Origin of the sequence: Wylensekiella montiformis (assembly GCF_009697385.1) — a bacterium.
In the GTDB taxonomy this organism is placed as follows: domain Bacteria; phylum Bacillota; class Negativicutes; order Selenomonadales; family Selenomonadaceae; genus Selenomonas_A; species Selenomonas_A montiformis.
In genome coordinates, this window is sequence record NZ_VUNL01000006.1 from 89,041 (window position 1) to 104,821 (window position 15,781).

The following is a 15,781-nucleotide window of genomic DNA, read 5'->3' on the forward strand; positions in this document are numbered from 1 at the left end:
TTTCCTTTCCCCCCCACAGAAGGATTTTTTCTATCATTAAAGAAATATTATCATAGAAAAACCATGGATCGCTGATATCTGTCTTTTCCGACGAGATCCTGCCGTTTTTCTTCACGAGGAATTAAAAGAGGTGTATTGAAATGTTTCGTATGTTTTCTTCTCCGGCTCCAAAAGGACAAGAGGCCGGTTCGACGCAAACGACACAAGCAAACCCAGTACCAGCCCCGGCCAATCGGCCAGTGCCTGCTGTATCCAGCCAGCAGGACATTCGTACTGGATATCTTGGCCGCGATGAACTGACCCCCGACCGGATCCAGTCACTGGCAGATGTAGCAGAAGGCTGTGCCCTGATGATGGGTTTTGTATCGCCCGATCTGGATGTCTCCGAGATCGCCCGCACGATAAAACAGTCTCTCCCGTCCTCGGCCAAGCTCATTCTCATGACGACCGCCGGAGAGCTCTGCCGCCCGCAGAAAAGCTCGACGCTCTATTGCTCCGCGCAGGACGGCCGGGCAAAGATTCTGCTGCAGGCCTTTTCCAACCGCATGATTGAATCATCAGAAATCCTGAGCATCCCCCTTCCCTGCGAGGACCTTCGCAGCGGCAATGTCTCAATGTCCGTCAGCGACCGCGTAGATGCGATTCGTGCGGAAATCGAAAAGCATTCCGTTTCGTTCCGTCTCAGCGTAAGCCATGCTTTCGCTCTCGTTTATGTAGACGGCCTGTCCGGCTGTGAAACCTTCGTCCTGCAGGCTATGTTCGAATCCGGCATGTTCCCCATCCCCTTTATCGGCGGAAGCGCTGCCGGAAATATGACCTTCGACCACACCTACATCTATGATAATCAGCAATGTCTGGAAAATCATGCGGTCATTACCCTGATCCGGCTGAAAAAGCCATACCGATATGGTATCCTGAAAACACAGGCCGTTGAGCGCACCGGCGATGTCTTTACCGTCAGCGGCGCCAATACCGCTCTGCGCTATATCGAAACAGTGGAAGGCCCCAATGGAGAACCGGTTCCCTTCATCGACGTGCTAAAAGAGCGTCTGGGCGTCTCCACACTCCAGGAACTGCAGGAAAAGCTGCAGGGCTATACCTTTGCCACCGATATACGGGGTGATAATTTCATCCGCACAATCTCCGGCATTGACGAAAATCTCGGACGCATCAGCTTCTTCTGCGATGTCGTTGCTGGAGAAAAACTTTATCTTCTCAAGCGCACACCGCTGAACCAATCCCTAGCGCGGGATATCGCCGCCTACCGGGCAGGCAAGCCGCATCCGATCGGCGGCATTCTCAACGACTGCATTCTGCGGCGTCTCGGGTATCCGGAAGACATTCAGCACATTGATCTGTTCAAGGATATTCCGGTCGCAGGATTCTCCAGCTTTGGTGAAATTTTAGGGCTGCATGTCAATGAGACATTAACGGCCATCTTTTTCTATCATATCAAAGAGGGCGCCCCCTTTGCCGATGCTTACATCGATAATTTTGCCCGCAGCTATGCCAACTGTAATGCCTTTTTCTTCCATCGCGTTATCAACCGGCAGAAACACACGGAACAGCTGAAAGATAATCTGATTCGTATGTTCCAGGATTATCAGGGAAAAATGCCCGGTATCGTCCAGACCATTACCCGCATGTCTGACGATGTCGATCTGATTCAGGATGCGATCCATCAAATCTCTGACGGAATCGACGAACAAAATGGTCTTTTTAATCAGCTTATGAAGCGAAACCGTGAAATCACGCCAAAACTCGATATGCTGTCGCAAAGCACGCAAAAAATTGACGATGTCATGAAGATGATCAACGAAATTGCAGCGCAGACCAATCTTCTGGCACTCAACGCCGCCATCGAAGCAGCCCGCGCCGGGGAAGCCGGCCGCGGATTCTCCGTTGTCGCACAGGAAGTACGCAAGCTGTCTGAGAATACGCAATCCAGCCTGCATACCTCGGATGAAGCGATCAGCATCCTCCTCCGCGATGTGGCTGAAATCGATAAAATCCTTGACGACAACAAGAATTTCGAGGAAAAGATCAATGAATTCGATACCCATTTCGATCTGCAGATGAAAACTCTTCACCAAAATCTGCGTGAGGGAATCCAGCATATCCAGAATTCTACACAGTCTATCCGCTCTCTGGAAAAAATCAACGAGCAGACCAGGCAGGAAATGGATAAGCTGACGACGGCCATTCATAATATTGAAATGGGCATCTGACGACGATTTAAGCCTGTTACAGATAAAGCCCCTCTGCTGCCGCAGAGGGGCTTTATCGTGTCAAAAAACAAAAATTGCATCACCGGGTCACGATATCACAGGACACCTGACCGGACGCAGCGGATGATGGTAAACCAGCGGGCTCCGCTTACTGGAACAAAGCCTTGGCAAAATCCTCCGCCGAAAAGGGCCGCAGATCCTCTACCCCTTCGCCGACGCCAATCCATTTGACCGGCATGGCGAGCTGGTTTTTGATGCCAATGACCACGCCGCCTTTCGCCGTACCATCCAGTTTCGTCAGGACAACACCAGAAATCGGAGCAGCCTTAGTAAATAATTCAGCCTGACTGATCGCGTTCTGACCAGTCGTTGCGTCCAAAACCAGCAGCGTTTCATGGGGTGCCCCGGGAATTTCGCGGCCGATAACCCGATTGATCTTCTCCAGCTCCTGCATAAGATTTGATTTGGTCTGCAGACGCCCTGCCGTATCGATAATGAGCATATCAATATGACGGGCCTTTGCCGCCCGGACCGCATCAAAGGCCACAGATGCCGGATCGGAGCCCTCTTCATGACGGATTACCTGAGCTCCTGTCCGCTGGCCCCATACCTCCAGCTGGTCGATGGCTGCCGCACGAAAGGTATCCGCCGCAGCCAGCATAACAGACTTCCCCTGATGTTTGTAATAAGCGCTGAGCTTGCCGATCGTCGTCGTTTTTCCGGCTCCGTTGACTCCTATGACCAGCAGAACCGTCGGACCTTCGCCAGCCTCGCGGGTCGCATCCTCGCCGCGATTAAGAATCTCTGCGATCTGCTTTTGCAGAAACGGCCTGAGATCTTCCGGCGTACGGATTTCTTTCTTCCGGATTCCCCGGCGTACTGCCTCCATCAGGGTTTCTGTCGTCTTGATACCAACATCAGCCATAATCAGCGTTTCTTCCAGTTCCTCTAAAAGATCTTCATCGATATCCGCATAACCGATAATCAATTTTTCAATTTTTCCGGTCAGGTTTTCACGTGTCTTGTTCAGCCCTTTTTTCAACTGGTCAAAAAATCCCATATCCATAACCTCCAACGCAATGCATAAAATCCTGTCTCATTTTTCTTCATCTAATCGGACGGAAAGGATCCGCGATACGCCGGCATCCTCAATCGTAACACCGTACATGGTATCCACTGCTTCCATCGTCCCCTTACGATGTGTAACTACAATAAACTGCGTACTCGCCGCAAATTCCCGCAGAAAATGCCCAAAACGCACAACATTCGCCTCATCCAGCGGCGCATCGATCTCATCCAAAACGGAAAAAGGAGACGGACGGTACTTCAAAAAGGCAAAGAGCAGCGCAATGACCGTCAAAGCCCGTTCCCCACCAGACAGTGCAGACAGATTCTGCCTCTTTTTCTGCGGTAAGGTTACCAGAATATCTATGCCGGTATTCAGCACATCATCTTCATCCAACAGTTTCAATTCTGCCTTTCCGCCGCCGAACAGGCGGACGAAAATATCCTTAAAATAGATCTGTATTTCATGAAATGCCTCCCGGAACTGCCTGGTCATAGCTTCGTCCATATCCGCTATGATATGCTCTAGATTTTCCTTGGCGTCCATGAGATCTTTGGCCTGTTCCGCCATAAAATCATGACGTTTTTTCTGTTCTTCGTATTCTTCCGGTGCATTCGGATTAACGGGGCCCAGGTCTTTCATCTGCTTTTCCAGTTCTTTCATCCGATCGCGAAGCTCTGTCGGATCCATATCCGGCGCTTCTTCCATCGCACGCTCTGGTGTCAGACCATATTCGGATAAAATGGCTTCCTGCTGCTCATCCAGAGCCATTTGAATCTTCGCTGCGATAAGCTCCAGCTGGTGAACCTTGGCCTGCGCCTGATTCCGGGCATGTGCAGCCTCGTGCGCGTCCTGATCTGTCTGCCGATTTTCCGCCAGACGGTCCATACGCTGCGCATAGAGATGATCCTGCTCATTCTTTCCCTTGGTATAAGCCTGCCGCCAATCGTCATGACAGGCCTGCAATTCATTCAAACGGATGCTGCTTTCGGCCAGCCCCTCCAGCAGGGATTTCTCCTCTTTTTCATTCTCCCGCAGCGCCTGCTCACTGCGTTCCTTATCCCGGGACCGCAGCAGCAGATGCTCCCGGCTGCGCAAAGCTTCCTGTTCCAAAACAGCCCGGCTGACTTCCTGCTTCTGAATATATGCGGACAGATCTTCTGCGTCCTGTTCCAGATCCTCCAGTTCCTCCGCCGCTTCGTCGGCTTTTCTCACCGCATCATCAAAGTCCCGCTGCGCTTCCGCCACTGTTCTGGCAATCCGGTTATGCTTTTTCTGAATGCGGGCAAAGGACTCTTTCCGGGCAGCGTCTTCCCGAATCAGTTCTTCCCGTACGCGAACTTGTCCGTCATAGGCTTCGTTCAGCCGCTCCAGATTGACGCGAAGTTCTGCCCGCCGGACATTTTCCTGATGCAGCTCCTCCGTTGCCGCCTGCTGTCTCTGTTCCGCCCGGTCCAGTCCTTCACGGGCAGCAGTGCAGTCTGCAGTCAGACGAGAGTGCGTTTCGCGTTCCTGACGCAGGGTATCCCGAATCTGCTCGATTTCGTCATTCCGGTGAATAAAGCTGGTCTCTTTCTGCCGGCTGCTTCCGCCCGACAAAGCTCCGCCCGGATTCAGTAATTCGCCGCCCAGCGTGACGATGCGCAGGCGATAAGCATGTCGTTTTGCCAGCGCCAGTGCATGATCCAGGGTATCCACCACCAGCGTCCGTGACAACAAATATTCTGCAATTTTCCGGTATTTCTCCTGTATTTTAACCAGATCGCTTCCCCAGCCAATCACACCATCCTGACGATTCAGCGCCAGATCCGGCGCCTTGCGGGCAGTAATGGTGGACAGCGGCAGAAAGGTGACGCGTCCCTGATGCTCCCGCTTCAAAAAAGCAATCGCCGCCTTTGCAGTATCCGTATCGTCCGTAACAATATGCTGAAGGCTGCTGCCCAAAGCCGTTTCCACGGCCGTGATATAGTCTCTGGGCACCTCAATCAACTCCGCCACAGCACCGGCGACTCCCGCACGCCACGGAGCCTGACTCCGCAGCACGGCGCGCGGCGCCCTGCCGAACCCTTCGTAAGCCTGCTGCATCCTGCGAAGAAACTGTTCCTTACTCTGCATCGACTGGATCTTCTGTTCGGATTCATCACAACGATGACGCAGTCCCGCCAATTTTTTGGACGCCTGATCGGCGACAAGACTTGCCTGATGCAGTTCGTCAGAACAGCAGGCAAGCCGATTCTGCTGCTCCTGTGCCGCCTGCCGCATCTCCTGCCGCTGGGCTTCCAGTTTGGAAAGCCTTGCTCCGGCTTCATCCAGCATCGCACGGCGACTGTCCTGATCATCGCTGCTGTTTTCAATATCACGATCGATAACAGCCAGCTCCTGCTTTTTCTGCGCCAGAGCCTGCTGTTTCTCTTCGCGTCCCGTCTGTGCGTCCTGCTCCGCTCTTTTCTGAAGGCGGATCCGCTGTGCCAGCTGACGTGCTTTTTCCCGTTCCCCTGCCAGCAAAGCTTCGGCTTGCGTCAAATCGTCCTTCTGCTGATTTTCCTGCTCAGACAGCTTTAACATGTCCGCCTCTGCAGCAGCTATTTCCTGACGAAACGCTTCCCGCTGTTTTCGAATGCGTTCCTTCGCCGCGTCACTCTGATCTCGCCGTTCTTGTAAGGCAGCCATCTCCGTGGATGCAGCTTCCATCTGCTGGCGAAGCCCTTCATTCTTTTCCGCCAGACCTCGAAGCGCCTGCTCCAGATCAATAATTTCCTTATCCAGCTGCGCCTTGCGGGATACCATGGATTTTTCCTGCGTCTCAGCTTTCGTAACCGCGTCCCGAGCTTGCCGGAGCTCTTTCTCGGTCTCCTGACTGCGCCCGCTCTCCTGCACATAGTCCCGCACCAGTCCGGCCAGCCGATACTGCCGATATTCCTGCTGCCGTTCATTGTAGATTCGCGTCTTTTCCGCATGACGCGCCAATGGCTCCAGCTGGCTTTCGATTTCATGGATAATATCCTGCACCCGGACAAGATTGGCTTCTGTCTCTGACAATTTGCGAACGGATTCACGCTTACGGTTGCGATATTTGGTAATGCCGGCTGTTTCCTCGAAAAAGGCTCTGCGTTCCTCCGGTTTGCTGTTGAGAATATCATCGATTCGATTCTGACCGATGATGCTCATACCGTCATGACCAATCCCCGTATCCGCAAAAAGGTTATAGATATCCTTTAGACGGCAGCGCGACCGATTGATATAAAACTCGCTCTCGCCGCTGCGGTAAAGGCGCCGGGTCACGGCCACTTCACGAAAATCAACCGGCAATGTCCCATCGTTATCAAAAAAAAGAGAAACCTCCGCAACCCCCAGCGCTTTGCGGGACGCAGAGCCGGTAAAAATAATATCTTCTGCCTTCGTACCGCGCAGGTTGCGCACATTCTGTTCCCCCAGCACCCAGCGAATGGCGTCGGTAATATTGCTTTTTCCGCTCCCATTCGGACCGACAATCGCCGTAATGCCCTGATCAAAATCTATGGCAATCTTATCCGCAAAGGACTTGAACCCATACGCTTCCAATTTTTTTAACTGCACGATTTCACCTGCCTGTTCAATGCTGACGGAAAGACTGCTTAAATTCCGGCGTCTCCGCGTAATTCCGAATAAAATCCATAAACCGCGTATCCGTGTGAGAAAGCGCCTTGCCGCCGCCCCAGAAAAGCGAAATTCGCAGCTCCATAGGTGGGTTCAATGGTCTGCGCACAAAGATCTGCTCCATCCGCGTAACAAAATCCGGCAGAACAGAAAGGCCCACACCGTTAGCCACAAGCTGCTTGATCGTCTTAAGCTGGGACGTACACAGCACAATATCCGGAACAAATCCATACTGTCCGCAGCGGCTCATGATCTGCTGATATTGGTAGGTGTTCGGCTGCTGCATGATGAATTTTTCATGCTGAAGATCATGAAAGGAAACCTCTTCTTTCGCCGCCAGAGGATGGTCGGGCGGCAGACAGAGAATCATCCGATCCCGCATAATCATCATTTCATGTTCCGGCTGCTCATCCGCTTCGCCAAGTACAATGCCGAAGTCAAGATCGCCTTTTTCTGCGCGGAGACGTACCTCATCCGAATCGCTGAACTCCTGCACATCCAGCGTAATTTCCGGGAAATGCTCTTGAAACTTCGTAAAAAGCTCCGGAAACAAATACCCCTCAATCATCGGCGGCATCCCAAAATGAATCATCCCCTGCATATCTGCACGATACCGCATCATATCCTTTCGCGCAAAAGCCGCATCCTGCATAATCCGCTGCGCATGCATCAGAAAAACCTTTCCCTGCTCCGTCAGGCATACGTGCTTCTGCCGACGATCAATCAGCGTAACACCGAGCTCCGATTCCAAAGATTTGATTGCCTTTGTCACTGACGGCTGTGAAACATGCAGCACTTCCGCCGTACGCGTAAAGTTCTCCAACTCACTAATGGTACAGAAATATTCCAGCTGCCGAAATTCCATCCATAATCCCCCATACATTAAGCTTCCCGATGATGCAACACACCGTTCGCCGATTTCACTCAGATCGTGCCCTGCCGAATCGTTTTATCTGTCTATCGATTTCTCATTTGCAGTGCAATATAACACATTTCCATTATACAATGCCTTTTAGTTATTATCCAGCAAAAAAGAGCCTTTCGCAGGAAAAGCTCTTTACCGATGAACATGATGTCATTGATATTCTGCCGCCAATTTACGGAACAGCGGAAGCGAACGCTCAATCGTTTCCGTACGGATGCAATACGCCGCGCGGAAATATCCCGGACAGCCGAAATCCGTCCCCGGAACCAACAGCAGATCATATTGTTTAGCCCGTTCACAGAAAGCATAATCGTCTTCTTCCAGACATTTGGGAAAGAGGTAAAACGCCCCCTGCGGCTTGACGCACTCAAAGCCCGCATCAGTCAGCCCCTGATAGAGCAACCGGCCATTTTTTACATAGGTGCGGATGTCCGAAGGTCTGTCCGCACAGCGCCCGATCACCAGCTGCCACAGCGACGGCGCATTGACATGCGTCAGCACACGGCCAGCGCCAGCAATGGAGCCATATACCTTGCCAAAATCCGCCACCTCATTCGGAACAACAATATAGCCGATACGCTCTCCCGGCAAAGAAAACGATTTGCTGTAAGAATAACAGACCAATGTATTATCATAATAATTGGGGATATAGGGAACCGTATACCCATCAAATGCGATTTCACGATACGGCTCATCTGAAATAAGGAAAATCGGATGATGGTATTCCGCCTCCTTCGCCTTCAGAATCTCGGCCAGACGGCGGATCGTCGCCTCAGAATAAACCGCACCACTCGGATTATTCGGTGAATTCACGATCACCGCTTTCGTATGATTCGTAATCCGTTGCTCAAATGACGAAAAATCAATCTGCCAGTCTTCTGGCTGGGGCGGAACGACGACCAGACGGCCGCCGACAGACTCGACAAAAGCCCGGTACTCCGGGAAAAACGGAGCAAAGGCAATAAACTCATCCTCCGGCTGGGCCAGCGCCTTAAAGCAAATCGTAATCGCTGCCGCCGCACCGGAGGTCAGAAAGAAATTCCCCGCCGAAAAGTTCGTGCCAAAACGACGATTCACACTGGCCGCCAACGCCTCCCGAACCTGAGGATTTCCCGGCGCAATCGTATAGCCGTGAACCGCTGCGGGCTCCATCGATGTCAGTATATCTACGGCCGCTTCCTTAATAAATTCCGGCGTAGGCACATTGGGATTTCCCAGACTGAAATCAAAGACATTTTCCTCTCCGACCTCCGCAGCGCGTCTGCGGCCGAACTCAAAAATCGTACGAATCGTTGATTTTTTTGTTCCTAACTCATACATTTTCTGATTAACCATAGCCAGCTCCTCATCTGCAAACAACATCATCTATTTCGTTGATACGGTTTACATGGTACACATAACAGAAACAGGCGCCAGCAGGAATCATCCCGCTGGCAAAAATCCATCCTCACCGTATCTTATCCGCCTTTTCCTCCTCAATCCGCTTCTCCGTCCGGTCATACACCTCCGCCAGATTATGACGGCTCAGTTCGTTTTCAAACTGCTGCTGGATATGCCGGAGTGCCGCATTCATGGCTTGATGAATATTTCGCCCGACCGGGCAGGCAGGATTGGGATTTTCATGGAAGCGGAACAATTCATCGCCGCTGTTCGTTTCCACTGCTTTATAGATATCCAGAAACGTGATCTGTTGCGGCGGCCGTTCGAGCGTAATCCCTCCCGGCCCGCGGCGAATATGAATGATGCCCGCCTCCCGGAGCTGCGACATGATATTGCGAATAATAACCGGATTGGAGCCAATACTCCCCGCCAAAAAATCACTGGTCACCTTATAGCTGCCCGAAAAATACTCAACAGCGGTCAGGATATGCACAGCAATCGTAAACTTCGTTGAAATCTGCATGATGTCACCTCATTCATTTCATTAGTGTCATGATACAAGATTTTTATAGTCTGCGCAATCTTCCTTCACACTCAGCAGGAAGACCACCCCAGCAAGGGATGACAAGACGGGCGAAGGCTCAGGACTCGTATCAGACGCAACGCTTCCTGCAGATCTACATCATCACGCCCATGGCTTGATTCGAACACGCAGAGAGGCTGGACTGCGCCGATCTCACTGCCTGGCATATAAACATATTCCCCATTCTCATTATCCCCGAAAATAACGCCGCTCTTCAATTTTGATTCAATGATCATCGGGCATGTTCCTTTCCGTCAAAACATATCTTTCTTCCAGAGCGCATAAGCTCCTGATACACTGATTCCAAAGGCTATAAGCATGACATACAAAAATCCGTTATGATTCTCCTCAAACGGTACAGGAACATTCATGCCGAAGAAACTGGATACGACCGTAGGAATAGCGATGATGATCGTCATTGCAGCCAAAAATTTCATGACCAGATTCTGGTTGTTGGCAATAATGGACGTAAACGTATCCGCCATACGGGCCAGAATCTTACTGTACATCTCCACCATTTCCCTTGCCTGCTTGTTTTCGATGATGACATCTTCCAGCAAATCCTCGTCCTCATCATACGCTTTCAATATCGGTGTCAGCGCCTCATTGTTGCGCATGCGCAGCAATTTGTCCAGCACAGCTCCATTCGACCGGATCGCCGCATTGAAATAGGTCAGGCCTTTTTGCAGTTCCAGCAGTCGCAAAATCTCGCTGTTTTTCATATCATGACGAAGCTGATCCTCGATTTCATCCGAAAGCTTGCTGATCTGGCGCAGATACCGCAGGTAAAACGTTGAAGATTTATACAAAATCTGAAACAGAAATCTTGTTTTTTTATAGGTGCGGAACAGCTTGGCCGTCCGTTCATTGAACTCGGCCATAACCGGCGTCTCTTCCAAACAAACGGTAATAATATACTCCTCCGTAATGATAATCGCTAACGGCAGCGCATCATAACTGTCCTGCCCGCGGCAAACAGCCACATTGGTCAAAACCATGACGGAATCGTCCTCGATATCCGTATGAGAGCGTTCTTCATCATCCAGTGCCGATCGCAGGAAATCAGGATCTACTTCCGCCAAATTACTGACAACTTTCAGCTCATACGGAGTCGGATCCACGATATTAATCCAGGCACCTTTTTCCAATGTTTTCAGCGTAAGCTCCTGCAGCGGACCGCTCTCCAGCGATTTAAAAATCTGAAGCACAGGCAGATGTCTCCTTTCCACTCGAGGAAACACCATCATTTCCCGCCAGAATCACTGCCCAAACAGCTGGCGAAAAACGGCAGTCTTTCCCCATATCTTTTTTTCCGTCGTTCATACTTTGAATTACCGGGGTGATCGTCCATTCTCCTCACCAGCCTTTCTTTAATCCTCAACCGATTTCTCAACAGATCCTGTCTGCTGATTTCCCGCATTTCATTATATTCCCAATGTCCTCGTCTTGTCCATACACAAATCCGTAAATTATTCCTGCAGGTGACTGGAAAAACTCCCGCACGCTATCAATATAGACTGTCCTTGACATTCCTGCCCGGATGGTCTATATTGATAATAGCAACATGGATATTGGTATCAATGTGCCAAAAATACCTTTGTGGGGATGTAATGGTCTCGACGGGGATATATGTTCCATGGACAGCGAGCCGGGGGGTCATCAACCCGTCAGTAAGGTGAAAACTTTTATTAAATATAAAAGCTAACGAAGATTACGCTTTAGCCGCTTAAGGCTAACCCCTGTCCGTCTTTCTCCCGCGAAGATGGATAAGGGGCAAGCAGCGGGATACTTGAGGGCCGTTTCCCGTAGGCCCGACTAGGAAACCTTTTCGGGATCGGAAGGATGTTGTTTGTTTGTGGACGGCATCATTCTAAAAGAAAAACACAAACTGCGCTCGGAGAACTCTGTGAAACAGTATTTTCGGACAGGAGTTCGATTCTCCTCATCTCCACCAATTGTCTATATCTGTCGTATCGTCCCCTGTTGGCCGATAAACCGACTTCATAAATAAAACAGCACGTGTTGGATGAAGCTCACTCCAACACGTGCTGTTTTGGTTTCCAGATCGTTTCGCCGCTTCGGTATTCACCGAATCAAACGCCTTATGCTTTCGCCTTGTTTATGACATCGAAATCAACTCTCCCTCCTGCAGAAGGTACACATAGCGTTCAGCCACAGGACGATGCAAAATCGCTTCCACGGATTCACCATACAAATCGATCTGAACCCGATATTTCTGTCTCGCTTCTTCCGGACGGATATGGCGGTCTGTTTTATAATCGACAAGAATCAGTGTTCCATCCTCTTCTTCAAACAACAGATCGATGACTCCCTGAAGAAATACCTGTTCCGTTTGCTCTTCTGCTTCCGGAAAAAACCGGCAGGCAGGCAGCATCCGGCTGAAAGGAAGTTCACGCCAGACCTTTTGACAATGTCTCAAACGCTGTCCGACCGGCGAACCAGCAAACTGCAGAATTCCCTTAATATAAACGGCCTCCTTCCATCCCGGACGCAGAATCTGTTTTTCTTCCATGACCCGTATCTGGCGCCGAACCTCCTGAAACGTAAGCGGCCGCTGAAAGTCTAAATGCTGCATAACAATATGCATAATCGTCCCTCGCTCGGCGGCAGACAACAGGTTCGGCATTTCCTGCAGGAAACGCGGCCTCGGCCAGTCCGCTTCCCCGGCCGCAGCTCCATCCCCTGCCATCGGCAGGAACTGCCCGTTTCTCTCTTCCGGGGATAAGGAATCATTCTCGGCAAATCGGTGTTTGATTTCTGTAACCGTCACCTTGGCAGGAATATGTTCCAATCCCCGCATATCATATTGCCAGGACAGGCAAAATTCCACCTGCTCTTTTCGCTCTGACGCAGGCATTGGGTCAAGGTGCTCTGCGGCGATCAGCAGCGGATCCTCATCATCCCTGTGCTCCTGCGGCCGTCCAATCTCCGCCGGACGGAGCAGTCGGACGGAAAAATGCGCATCCGGCTCCGCTTTCCGACAGATCTCCCTGACATCCCCGGATGGGGTCACACCGGCAAACTCACAAAAGACATCCCCGTCCGGATGGCGCGCAATCGCCGGAACAATCCAGTCCAAATAGCTGCCGGCCCGGCGAACAAATCCGGTAGGAAGCTGCAGCTCCTCGCCGTCAACGCACCGCCCCCAGTCTGCCGCTTTATTCTGCATACGATTCTCTGCGATCGTCCCGGTCAAAATCAGCTTTTCGCGGGCGCGGGTCATAGCAACATAAAGGACGCGCATTTCTTCCGCTCTGGATTCCTCTGTGATTTTTGAAGAAATGGCCTTCCATGGCATCGTTGCAAAAATCTGCCGGCCAGCATCCGTCCACTCGGCCAGTTTCAACCCGATCCCCAGATCCTGATGCATCAAAAAATTTCCTTTTGCCTCGCGAAAATTGAATCCTTTCGCTATATCCGACACGAAAACCACCGGGAATTCCAATCCTTTGCTTTTGTGGATACTCATGATGCGCACAACATCTTCACTGGCCCCCAATGTGCGGGCTGTCGAAAGATCCGTATCGCGCTTTCTGAGATTCTCGATAAAACGAAGGAACCGAAACAGCCCTCGATAATTGGTACGCTCATAATCCGCAGCCCGATCGGTCAGCATGCGCAGATTGGCCTGCCGCAGAATCCCCCCCTTCAAACCGGCCACATAGTCATAATATCCAGTATCCCGATAAATCTGCCAGATCAGCTCCGGCACACTGTGGCTCATGGCATATCTGCGCCACCCCGACAACTCCTGCTGAAAAGCAGCCGCCCGCTCTGAAAGTTCAGAGGGAAGCTGCGCGGAAAGATCGCAGGCCGCCAGCAAACCGTCATAAAGCATTCCATCTCCGGCCGCCAATCGTATTCGGGCCAAATCTTCCATCGAAAAACCGCCGATTGGCGAAGCCAGCACAGCAGCCAGCGGAATATCCTGACGAACATTATCGATTAAAGAGAGCAGCGATAAGATCAGACGAACCTCTGTCGCCTCAAAGTAACCGCCATCCACATCAGCATAGGCCGGAATCCCGTTGCTGCGCAGCACTTCCAAAAGAATATTCGCTTTACCGCGCACAGCCCGGAGAAGAATGGCTATATCCCGATACCGCACAGGCCGATATTGATTGCTGTCCTTATCATAAGCCACAGTCTGACTGCCGATCAGCGAGCCAATCCGATCGGCGATATGCTGTGCTTCCAAACGGAACCCCTCCAGGGATTCCTCCTCGTTGTCCTCCTGCTTATCCTCCGGAGCATCATCATCAGAGGATGCTCCGCTCAAAATGATGTCCAGCTCCGCAGGTCCCTGCAGGGTATGATCATGTTCCGGATAAACGGCGCCGGGATACAGACGGCTCCGCACATCATATTCTATCTCTGCAGCTTCCCGGGTCATAATCTGATCGAAAAGAAAATTAATCGGAGCCAGGACTTCTGCCCGACTGCGAAAATTCTGTTTCATGGTAATCAGCAAATTCCGATCTTCCGGTGACGGCTGTTCGGGAAACCGGTCATACTTTTCCTGAAACAAATGCGGGTCTGCCAGCCTGAACCGGTAAATGCTCTGCTTAACGTCACCAACGGTAAACCGGTTGGCCGGGCGGGCAATTAAGCTCAATATCGCTTCCTGAACACTGTTGGTATCCTGATACTCATCGACCATGATGGTTTTGAACTGCTGCCGGAGTTCCAGAGCCGGCTCAGCCGGCACATAAGATGGAGTATCCTGCTGCAGCTTTCCAATATCTGCACAAAGCACAGCCAGTGCGCCATGTTCCAAATCGCTGAAATCAAGGATATTCCGTTCCCGCTTCGCCCTGCGCAGGGCATCCATAAACGCCAGCGTCAGGCGGATATAAGCACAGACGGTCTTCCCGCTTTCCGCCTGCTGACAGGCAATATCCTCTTCTGAATCCCGGAAGTACTTATCCCGAAACTTTTCCTGATACCTGTTTTTCACTGCTTTACGCTGCGCGATAAAGGCATTCCAGACAGCAGGAAACGATTCTTTCAGCTCTTTATATTCCTTTTTGCGCATAGCCGTCCAGCTCATTGTTTCAGTCTGGCGGCACAGCGCATCCCATTGCCCTTCCGCCGGTTCTTGCTGAAAGCCCTGCAGCAGGGAACGAATCTCCTCCAGCTGTTCCAAATCCTGCCGCATCAGCTTCGCATATGGTTTCCATGCCTCACCGATGGCCGCCCCGCCCTCCTCTTTCAGAGCGGGTGCAGCCGCCTCATAATCGCGAATGATATCATCCAGCGCCCGCCGGATTTCCGTCAGCAGGCTCTTGCCCCACCCTGTACGCCAAAAAGAACCCCGCGACGCATAGGCTTCCTGCTGACGGCGCAGCCAGTCTTCGGGACACGGCTGGCTCTGGCAGAAATGATACAGCTTCTCCACTGCTTCAAAAATCGATTCATCTCCCTGCTCATCGCCATAATCATCGACAAAAGAAAGAAACGCCCGCCAATCCGGCAGACTTTCCTCGTCCGACGGTCGTTCATACGCCTGTTCCATAACGCTCTCCAGCGTATCGCGTTCCAACAAAACCATCTCCTGCTCGTTTGCCAGCCGGAACTGCGGATCTACATCAATCCGGTCAATATACTGCCGAATGATCTTTTGACAAAACGAATGGAACGTGCAGATATCTGCCCCGGTCAGAAGAACGACCTGCCGCTCTAATCGGGAAGCCAGCGCACTGTCGTCAGCATCCTGAAGCATCTGCTGCAGAGCCTGCTCGATGCGCTCACGCATCTCGGCCGCTGCCGCATTCGTAAAGGTGACAATCAGCATCTCATCGACATCACACTCACCATCGATCAGCTGACGGATGATCCGCTCAACCAGCACGCGGGTCTTTCCCGAACCGGCAGCAGCAGCAACGAGGATATTCCGCCCCCGCTCTTTAATGGCTTTCTGCTGATCTTCTGTGTAGTTCATC

General features: G+C 51.5%; 10 protein-coding genes and 1 other RNA gene. 2 read left to right on the forward strand and 9 right to left on the reverse strand.

Annotated elements, in window-relative coordinates; genetic code table 11:
• Nucleotides 1-140 precede the first annotated feature (140 nt).
• A complete protein-coding gene (locus FYJ78_RS13130) occupies nucleotides 141-2,228 on the forward strand; it encodes a methyl-accepting chemotaxis protein (protein WP_154620632.1) in 2,088 nt (695 codons plus the stop codon).
• 148 nt (nucleotides 2,229-2,376) lie between these two features.
• On the opposite strand, the gene ftsY is transcribed toward FYJ78_RS13130, so the two are convergent.
• The 8 genes from ftsY to FYJ78_RS13080 all read right to left on the reverse strand — a co-directional run bounded on the left by ftsY (nucleotide 2,377) and on the right by FYJ78_RS13080 (nucleotide 11,141).
• Nucleotides 2,377-3,288 carry a signal recognition particle-docking protein FtsY gene (gene ftsY / locus FYJ78_RS06735; RefSeq protein WP_154620633.1) on the reverse strand — a complete coding sequence of 304 codons (912 nt, stop codon included), beginning with the start codon at nucleotides 3,286-3,288 and terminating at the stop codon, nucleotides 2,377-2,379.
• 36 nt (nucleotides 3,289-3,324) lie between these two features.
• Complete coding sequence (gene smc / locus FYJ78_RS06740) at nucleotides 3,325-6,870, reverse strand: chromosome segregation protein SMC (RefSeq protein WP_328597664.1); 3,546 nt, start codon at nucleotides 6,868-6,870, stop codon at nucleotides 3,325-3,327.
• A gap of 16 nt (nucleotides 6,871-6,886) precedes the next feature.
• Nucleotides 6,887-7,795 carry a LysR family transcriptional regulator gene (locus tag FYJ78_RS06745; protein ID WP_154620634.1) on the reverse strand — a complete coding sequence of 303 codons (909 nt, stop codon included), beginning with the start codon at nucleotides 7,793-7,795 and terminating at the stop codon, nucleotides 6,887-6,889.
• Nucleotides 7,796-8,005: 210 nt separating this feature from the next.
• Complete coding sequence (locus FYJ78_RS06750; RefSeq protein ID WP_154620635.1) at nucleotides 8,006-9,190, reverse strand: pyridoxal phosphate-dependent aminotransferase; 1,185 nt, start codon at nucleotides 9,188-9,190, stop codon at nucleotides 8,006-8,008.
• A 112-nt stretch (nucleotides 9,191-9,302) separates the two neighbouring features.
• A complete protein-coding gene (locus tag FYJ78_RS06755) occupies nucleotides 9,303-9,758 on the reverse strand; it encodes an Rrf2 family transcriptional regulator (RefSeq protein ID WP_154620636.1) in 456 nt (151 codons plus the stop codon).
• Between the two features lie 71 nt (nucleotides 9,759-9,829).
• The gene (locus FYJ78_RS06760; RefSeq protein ID WP_154620637.1) at nucleotides 9,830-10,054 is read right to left on the reverse strand and encodes a hypothetical protein; all 225 of its coding nucleotides are present in this window, start codon (nucleotides 10,052-10,054) and stop codon (nucleotides 9,830-9,832) included.
• 18 nt (nucleotides 10,055-10,072) lie between these two features.
• Nucleotides 10,073-11,026 (reverse strand): magnesium transporter CorA family protein, encoded by a 954-nt coding sequence (locus FYJ78_RS06765; RefSeq protein WP_328597665.1) that lies wholly within the window; start codon nucleotides 11,024-11,026, stop codon nucleotides 10,073-10,075.
• A complete protein-coding gene (locus tag FYJ78_RS13080) occupies nucleotides 11,010-11,141 on the reverse strand; it encodes a hypothetical protein (RefSeq protein WP_268878431.1) in 132 nt (43 codons plus the stop codon). Before FYJ78_RS13080 ends, FYJ78_RS06765 begins: the two co-directional genes overlap by 17 nt.
• 278 nt (nucleotides 11,142-11,419) lie before the next feature.
• Here FYJ78_RS13080 and ssrA point away from each other — a divergent pair.
• Nucleotides 11,420-11,772, forward strand: a transfer-messenger RNA (tmRNA) gene (gene ssrA, locus FYJ78_RS06770).
• A gap of 165 nt (nucleotides 11,773-11,937) precedes the next feature.
• On the opposite strand, the gene addA is transcribed toward ssrA, so the two are convergent.
• The gene (gene addA, locus FYJ78_RS06775; RefSeq protein WP_154620639.1) at nucleotides 11,938-15,780 is read right to left on the reverse strand and encodes a helicase-exonuclease AddAB subunit AddA; all 3,843 of its coding nucleotides are present in this window, start codon (nucleotides 15,778-15,780) and stop codon (nucleotides 11,938-11,940) included.
• Between the last annotated feature and the right edge of the window lies 1 nt (nucleotide 15,781).

Excerpts from the sequence above, each read along its gene's own strand:
- ftsY (WP_154620633.1), bottom strand. The coding sequence starts at position 3,288 with ATGGGATTTTTTGACCAGTTGAAAAAAGGGCTGAACAAGACACGTGAA.
- FYJ78_RS06755 (WP_154620636.1), bottom strand. The coding sequence starts at position 9,758 with ATGCAGATTTCAACGAAGTTTACGATTGCTGTGCATATCCTGACCGCT.
- FYJ78_RS06745 (WP_154620634.1), bottom strand. The coding sequence starts at position 7,795 with ATGGAATTTCGGCAGCTGGAATATTTCTGTACCATTAGTGAGTTGGAG.
- FYJ78_RS13080 (WP_268878431.1), bottom strand. The coding sequence starts at position 11,141 with ATGAACGACGGAAAAAAAGATATGGGGAAAGACTGCCGTTTTTCGCCA.
- FYJ78_RS13130 (WP_154620632.1), top strand. The coding sequence starts at position 141 with ATGTTTCGTATGTTTTCTTCTCCGGCTCCAAAAGGACAAGAGGCCGGT.
- FYJ78_RS06750 (WP_154620635.1), bottom strand. The coding sequence starts at position 9,190 with ATGGTTAATCAGAAAATGTATGAGTTAGGAACAAAAAAATCAACGATT.
- addA (WP_154620639.1), bottom strand. The coding sequence starts at position 15,780 with ATGAACTACACAGAAGATCAGCAGAAAGCCATTAAAGAGCGGGGGCGG.
- FYJ78_RS06760 (WP_154620637.1), bottom strand. The coding sequence starts at position 10,054 with ATGATCATTGAATCAAAATTGAAGAGCGGCGTTATTTTCGGGGATAAT.